Consider the following 6,541-nt stretch of genomic DNA (forward strand, 5'->3'; position numbering starts at 1 on the left):
GATAAAGTGACGCTTTCAGGAGTAACTATTTCTGAGGCAGATCTTTCTGCGGTGAGTATTAATGTTTCTGCACTCACCGGACAATCAGCTCTTGCGATGGGATCAGAATCAACAGTGGTTATGGCTGGAGCACTCGATTCTCCAACTCAAACATTTATCATCACAATTACTGATGATGCCGGAAATACTTCTACGACAAGTTCCGATGCAATCTCTGTCGATAACATAGCTCCAATCGTTTCTGCTGCGTGTATCTCTGTAACAGGTGCAACTGGAATAGGAGAAGCATTCAAGAATTCCAATACTCCACAGCTTTCTTGGGATAACAATAATGATGGACAAGGAGGTTGCGCGGATAATGTCACCGATCTCGCGGGAGTGACGCCTGTAGTTTTCAATGCTGCGAACTTTAGAGCCGTTGATACGAACAAAACAGCGACAGGACTTGTGAATATTTATTATGCACTTCTTTCTGGAGCTCTCGATGCTCAGGACGATAGCAATAACAATGTAAGTGTTACTGTAACAGACGATGCGGGAAATCAGACGACGAGAGTTGGAACCGCGAACTATCGAATAGATACCAATGTTCCAGTTCTTGCTGAGATTACTCCAGTTGCTCAATCATCTTCAGACACGACACCAAGTTACACATTTTCTTCGAATGATGCTGGAACGATTACTTGGGGAGGAGGATGCAGAAGTCTGAGTAACATAGCTCTCGCTCAGGAGATGATCATAAATCTTGACAGTGATGGAGCAGGAGGAGAACTGAGCTCAGGTACGTACGATGCGTGCACGATTACCGTGACAGATAGTGTGGGAAATATTTCGACACCGTTAACCATTAGTGAATTCACGATAGATCTTGCTCCACCAGTTATTTCTGAAGTAACCGTTACTCCAGCTGCAAGTGGAGCTACTATGATCTGGACAACTAATGAGATGGCAAGCAGCTTTGCAAGATATTACTTTATCGAAGGACGAAAATGGACGACTGCTGAGGCAGACGTAAATCCAAAAAAAATTGATCATAGTCTCATCGTTGAAAATCTTCTCCCTTGTACGGTATATCAATATAAGTTATGGTCAAGGGACGCTGCAGGAAATTTAGGATCAAGTATTGCCTCCACCTTTACTACTCGAGGATGTCGCGGTGCTGCAACAATTGTAAGAGCACAGACCACGGAAGTCGTTTCCCGTGATACAGGTGGAAGCGCGAATCTGAACGGTGATGTAGTTCTTCAAATCCCTCCGGCATATGACGCTTCAGTAGTATGTGATGTTGATAATGGAGCTGTATTCCAATTGAAAGAGCTCGAAAAGAGTTCGGTTACTATGGATATTGGAACTCCTGAAAATGCGGATAATGCGATAAGCACCTTTGATTTTTCCGCGTATTGCAATTACAACGAGAAAGTTACCTCGTTTGAGGAACCAATTGATGTAACAGTTACGTATGAAGAAGGAGATATTTCAGGGCTTGATGAAAGTCTTCTTCGAATTTATCGATATAATGAAGTAACGTCGAGATGGGATCAATTACAAAACTGTGGTACTCCAGATACGGTAAATCATACTATTACATGCGAGACGACAAACCTTTCTACATTCGGTATCTTTGCTCCTGATGCTCCAGTAATAGCAGCTCCAGCCCCAGCTCCTCAAGTATCGAGTGGTGGAAGTGGTGGTGGAGGTGTGAGCAAGCTTTTACTCCAGCAAATAGAGAATGAGCTTGCAAAAAATAGAACATCAGATAATGAAAAAGGAGGAGATGAACTGAAAGCAGCAGCGCCCGAGGTGAAAGAAGAAATCTGCACCACGAAGCTGAAAGATATTGAAAAACACTGGAGCAAGGGATATGTGGAAACACTGGAATGTAAAGGTATTGTCAAAGGGAAAAAGAATGGAACATTTGCACCAGATACTCCAATAACGAGGTCGGAACTCACGAAAATAGCACTTCTCATGGGAGGATATAAGGCAAATGGAGATATTTTCCCACCATTTGACGATATCCCAAGTAGACATTGGGCGATCCCCTATATTTCCGAGGCGATGAGAAGAAAGATTGTCAAAGGCTACGAAGACGGTACATTCAGACCTGATGCGAATGTAACAAGAGCGGAAGCGGTAAAAATTCTTCTCGTAGCAGCACGAATTGATGTCATTTCCATTTCATCAAACTACTTCCGTGACGTGGGGAAAAACGATTGGTTCCGAACATTTGTGAACTTTGCGTATTTCCAAGGAATTATCAAAGGATATAGAGATGGGAAATTCCATCCAAATCAACCGATAACAAGAGCGGAAGCGGCAAAAATTACCATGCTCGTGATGAAGCTTGCAGAGGAACAGAAAAAGCAGTAAGCGGTAAGCGATAAGCAATATGTCCCATGCGAATTTAGCTTATTGCTTACTGCTCCTGAGATATGTTCGTGATATTTCTATTGCGAATTTGTATAAAAACTATTTTGCGAGATGTTCTTTTACCTTGTTAATAACATCTTGAAAGGAAGTATTACTCTTTACGATATAGTCCACGGCCCCCAAATCTTTCGCTCTCTCAATCTCATCCTTTTGTCCAAGGTTTGAGAGAACAATAACTTTCAAATTCGCAAAAACCGAATCTTTCTTGATATCTTCGAGTACCTCAAACCCGTCTTTGATCGGCATCATAATATCGAGAAGCAGAAGATCAGGTTTCTTCTCACGGATTTTTTGAAGTGTTATTTCTCCGTTTGGGACAACAAGCACTTCATATCCTTCATTTTTGAGTTTAAATTCATAAATCTCTGCATAATCAACCTCATCTTCAGCGATGAGGATATATCCTTTTTTTTGTTGAGGAGAAAGGGTGTTATCAGACATAGAAAAGAAAAAAAGAATAGAAAATTTATGATTTTTGAAAAGTCGGAAATACCATTGAAAATGTGGAGCCTTTGTTTTCCTCACTTTCAAAGCCCACACTGCCTCCCCATTTTTCTACATACGATTTTACCAGATAAAGTCCAAGTCCTGTACCACTTTCTGTACTGCGAGTGGCATTTTCTCCGCGATAAAATTTCCCAAAAAGCCTGCTGTGATCCCTTCGCGGAATTCCCATTCCCGTATCAATAATATCAATTTGCAGTTTTTTTTCTACCTCCTGTACGACAACACGAACTATCCCTTGAGGGCGATTAAACTTTACCGCATTTGAAACTAAGTTTTGAATAACTTCCCGAAAAAGTTTCGGATCAACAAGAATATGTGGAAGCGATGGTTCTTGCGCTTCAACCGAGAGAGCAATTTTTCTTTCATCCGCATATCCTTCCATTTCTTTGAGAACATTTTCAATAATTTGAACGACATTCGTGGGAATTGGCGTATCTTGAATTTTCCCTGAATCAATGCGTGACACATCGAGAAGATCATTGATAAGACTGATAATTCGCTGGTTGCTGCTGTATATTTTCCCTAAAGTTTTTCGCACAGGATCTGTTATTTCTCCCATATCTCCACCAAGAAGGAGTTCCATATTCCAGCGCATACTTCCGAGTGGAGTGCGGAGTTGATGAGATGCGAGAGAGAGAAATTCATTTTTAATTTTATTGAGTTCTCGTTCCTTGGTAACATCGCGAAATACCACCACACATCCAATAACCTTGCCAGATATATCTTTAATCGGAGCCGCACTGCTCGCTATAGGAATCGGTTCGCCTTTTTTATGGAGAAGCACACTGTCCCGTGGAGTTTGTTCAATATTTCCTGTTTTCAGGGCATTCGTAATGAATTCATTGTAATTGTTGATATTTTTCTCGTCTGTAAATTTTAAATAATCACTGTATTTTTTTTGCACCACTTCCGAGAGCGGGAAACCGGTGAGATGCTCTGCTACTTCATTAAAAAGGATAATTTCATATTTCGTATTCAGCACAAAAACTCCATCTCCAATGCTCTGAAGAATGGTTTCGGTTTTATCTCGCTCCTCCTGAACGCGTTCTTTTTCCTCCTCAATAACTTTCTTTCTTTTTTCCAATTCCAGATTTTTGAGCTGGAGTTCTGTAAGTGTTTCAGAAAGTTCTTTTGTTTTGATACGAACTTGTTCCTGCACTCTTTCATAAGACTTCTGGAGCTTGTCCGTCATTTCGTTAAATGCAGCAGTCAGAGTTCCAATCTCATCATGAGAAGAGTATTTTACTCTATTCTCTAAGTTTCCGGCTGAAATGGATTCTGCTGTCGCTGCAATTTTTTTCAATGGTTTTACAATAATGAGTGTCAGGAGATACGCTAGAATAAGGCCAATGAAGAGGAAAATCGCGATGAAGAGTACAAAAACCTTCCTCATTTCTTTGGAAACATTTACATTCACTCCGAGTGTGTCTGCGATTTCTTGGCGTTTTTTGAGAACAAGTATTCGCAAAAAACGATGAAGTCTTTGTTCTTGATTCGAAAATTCAGTATTAAACAACTCTTTCGCCTGTTCGATATTTCCGGAACTAATCGTCTCTGCAATTCTTTGCTCTGATTCATTGAGCTCTTGCTTCATTCTTTCAAACTGCTCTTGTGCTTCTGGGAATTGATACATTTCCACAATTTTGAGTTGTGAAAGAAGTACTTCAAACTCAAAAAATGCCTGATGATACTTTTCCGTCCACAAAGGATCATTTACAAGATTCTTATACTCAAAATTCGTCAGTTTCTCTTTGTTATTTTCAATATTCATGATGTTTTGCAATTCGATATAATCCGCATTTAAGTTTGAGAGAGAAGTTTGTACGGAAGACAAGTTGTCATTGATGTAGAGACTGAAAAAAAGGCATCCCGCAATAATCACGTTAAATGCCATGAGGAGCTTAAATCTCAAGGAAAGATCACGGAGAAACTGAAAACTTCGTGGTTCAGTTTTCGCAGAATTACTTGGTGCCGAGATGTTTTTGGTTTTTATTTTTTGAGGCATGCATTCAGAAATTGCCATCATCTCATCATTATACCATTTTTTAAGGGGTTTTCTCAACCGAAAAAGCAAGCGAAGAGCGAATAGCTAAGAGCTAAAAAATAAAAGATAAAAGATAAGAGTTAGTTGAGTAATTGAGAATGAACAATGGAGAATGAAAAAAATTGAAAAAATTGAAAAGAATATTTCTCTTTTTTCACTTTTAATTCTTCGCTATTAGTTCTTAGCTCTTCGCTACGATAATTTTGCAAAACTTCCGCTTTCCCGCCTGAAGAATGATTTCGGTATCAAGCTGAATTTCATCATCAAGCGCAATTTTCTTTTCCCCATTGATCTTCACACCCCCTTGCTCGATCATTCGTCTGGCGTCGGAATTGGAAGAGAAAAGACTTGTTTTTAAGACAAGATCAAGAAGTGTATATTTTCCTTTTTTCATCGAAATTTCTGGTATTTCGTCCGGAAGTCCTTTTTCCTGAAACATTCGATTAAATTCTTCTTCCGCGTGATCTGCGGCTGAAGCGTCATGAAAAAGTGTCACAATTTCCTTCGCAAGTCGTACTTTGGCGTCGCGAGGATTCATTCCTTTTTTCAGCTCTTTTTTGAGCGCTTCGATTTCATCAAGCGAAACCGTTGTTGCGAGTTCAAAGTATCGAAGAATAAGATGATCAGGAATCGACATCGTTTTCCCGAACATTTCACGTGGAGAATCCATGATCGCAATATAATTCCCAAGCGATTTTGACATTTTTTCTATTCCATCAAGTCCTTCAAGAATCGGAACGGTGAGAACTTCTTGCGGAGGAATTCCGTATGCTTCCATGATTTTTCTTCCCGCCATGAGATTAAATAGCTGATCTGTTCCTCCAATTTCTGCATCGGCTTTCATCGGAATTGGGTCGTATCCCTGCATGAGCGGATACATGAATTCCACAAGATTGATTTCCTGATTATTTTTGATGCGATCCTGATACATTTCCCGATGAAGCATCTGCGATACTGTGAACGTTCCTGCGAGTTTCAACACATCTTCAAACGTCATTTTTGAAAGCCAATCTCCATTTTTTACAATTTCAACTTTGGAAATATCGAGCACTTTTCCCGCTTGTTCAAGATATGTTTCCATATTTTTCGTAATTTCTGCGTCCGTGAGCGGTTTTCGTGTTTCTGATTTTCCCGTAGGATCACCAATTTTCGCGGTAAACGTGCCAAAAAGAAGAATCACATGATGGCCGTATTTTTGAAATTGTTGCAATTTTCTCAAAGCAACAGCATGACCAAGTGTCAGGTCAGAACCCGTCGGATCGATTCCGAGATAAATTCTCAACTTTTTTCCAGATCGGAGTTTTTTTTCAAAACTTTCTCTCGTCGGCACTTCGGCGATGCCGCGGTCAAGAAGTTCGGAGATTTCGGTATCAGAGGGCATGGGAAGTAGGAATTAGGAAGTAGGAATCAGGAATTACGAATTACGAATTACGAATGGCTTTGTTGCACAAATCATAATATAGAGACTCAGGAAAGAGCAATTTTCTTTTTCTAAGGTTTTCATACTATTTTGTAACTTTTTGGCATTCCGAGAGCAGTCATACTATTCAAAGCAGAACA

Annotated in this window: 4 protein-coding genes; 1 reads left to right on the forward strand and 3 read right to left on the reverse strand. The window is 40.0% G+C overall.

The window, feature by feature from the left end; all coding sequences use genetic code 11:
• Positions 1-2,370 (forward strand): S-layer homology domain-containing protein (locus HZA38_05495; GenBank protein ID MBI5414935.1); only part of this gene is annotated, 2,370 nt, incomplete at its 5' end.
• A gap of 99 nt (positions 2,371-2,469) precedes the next feature.
• On the opposite strand, the gene HZA38_05500 is transcribed toward HZA38_05495, so the two are convergent.
• The 3 genes from HZA38_05500 to HZA38_05510 form a co-directional block, all read right to left on the reverse strand.
• Complete coding sequence (locus HZA38_05500; GenBank protein MBI5414936.1) at positions 2,470-2,871, reverse strand: response regulator; 402 nt, start codon at positions 2,869-2,871, stop codon at positions 2,470-2,472.
• A 25-nt stretch (positions 2,872-2,896) separates the two neighbouring features.
• Complete coding sequence (locus tag HZA38_05505; GenBank protein ID MBI5414937.1) at positions 2,897-4,942, reverse strand: PAS domain-containing protein; 2,046 nt, start codon at positions 4,940-4,942, stop codon at positions 2,897-2,899.
• Positions 4,943-5,162: 220 nt separating this feature from the next.
• Entirely contained in the window at positions 5,163-6,362 is a 1,200-nt protein-coding gene (locus tag HZA38_05510; GenBank protein ID MBI5414938.1) for a tyrosine--tRNA ligase, read from the reverse strand.
• Between the last annotated feature and the right edge of the window lie 179 nt (positions 6,363-6,541).

Source organism: Candidatus Peregrinibacteria bacterium (assembly GCA_016220175.1).
Taxonomy (GTDB): domain Bacteria; phylum Patescibacteriota; class Gracilibacteria; order CAIRYL01; family CAIRYL01; genus JACRHZ01.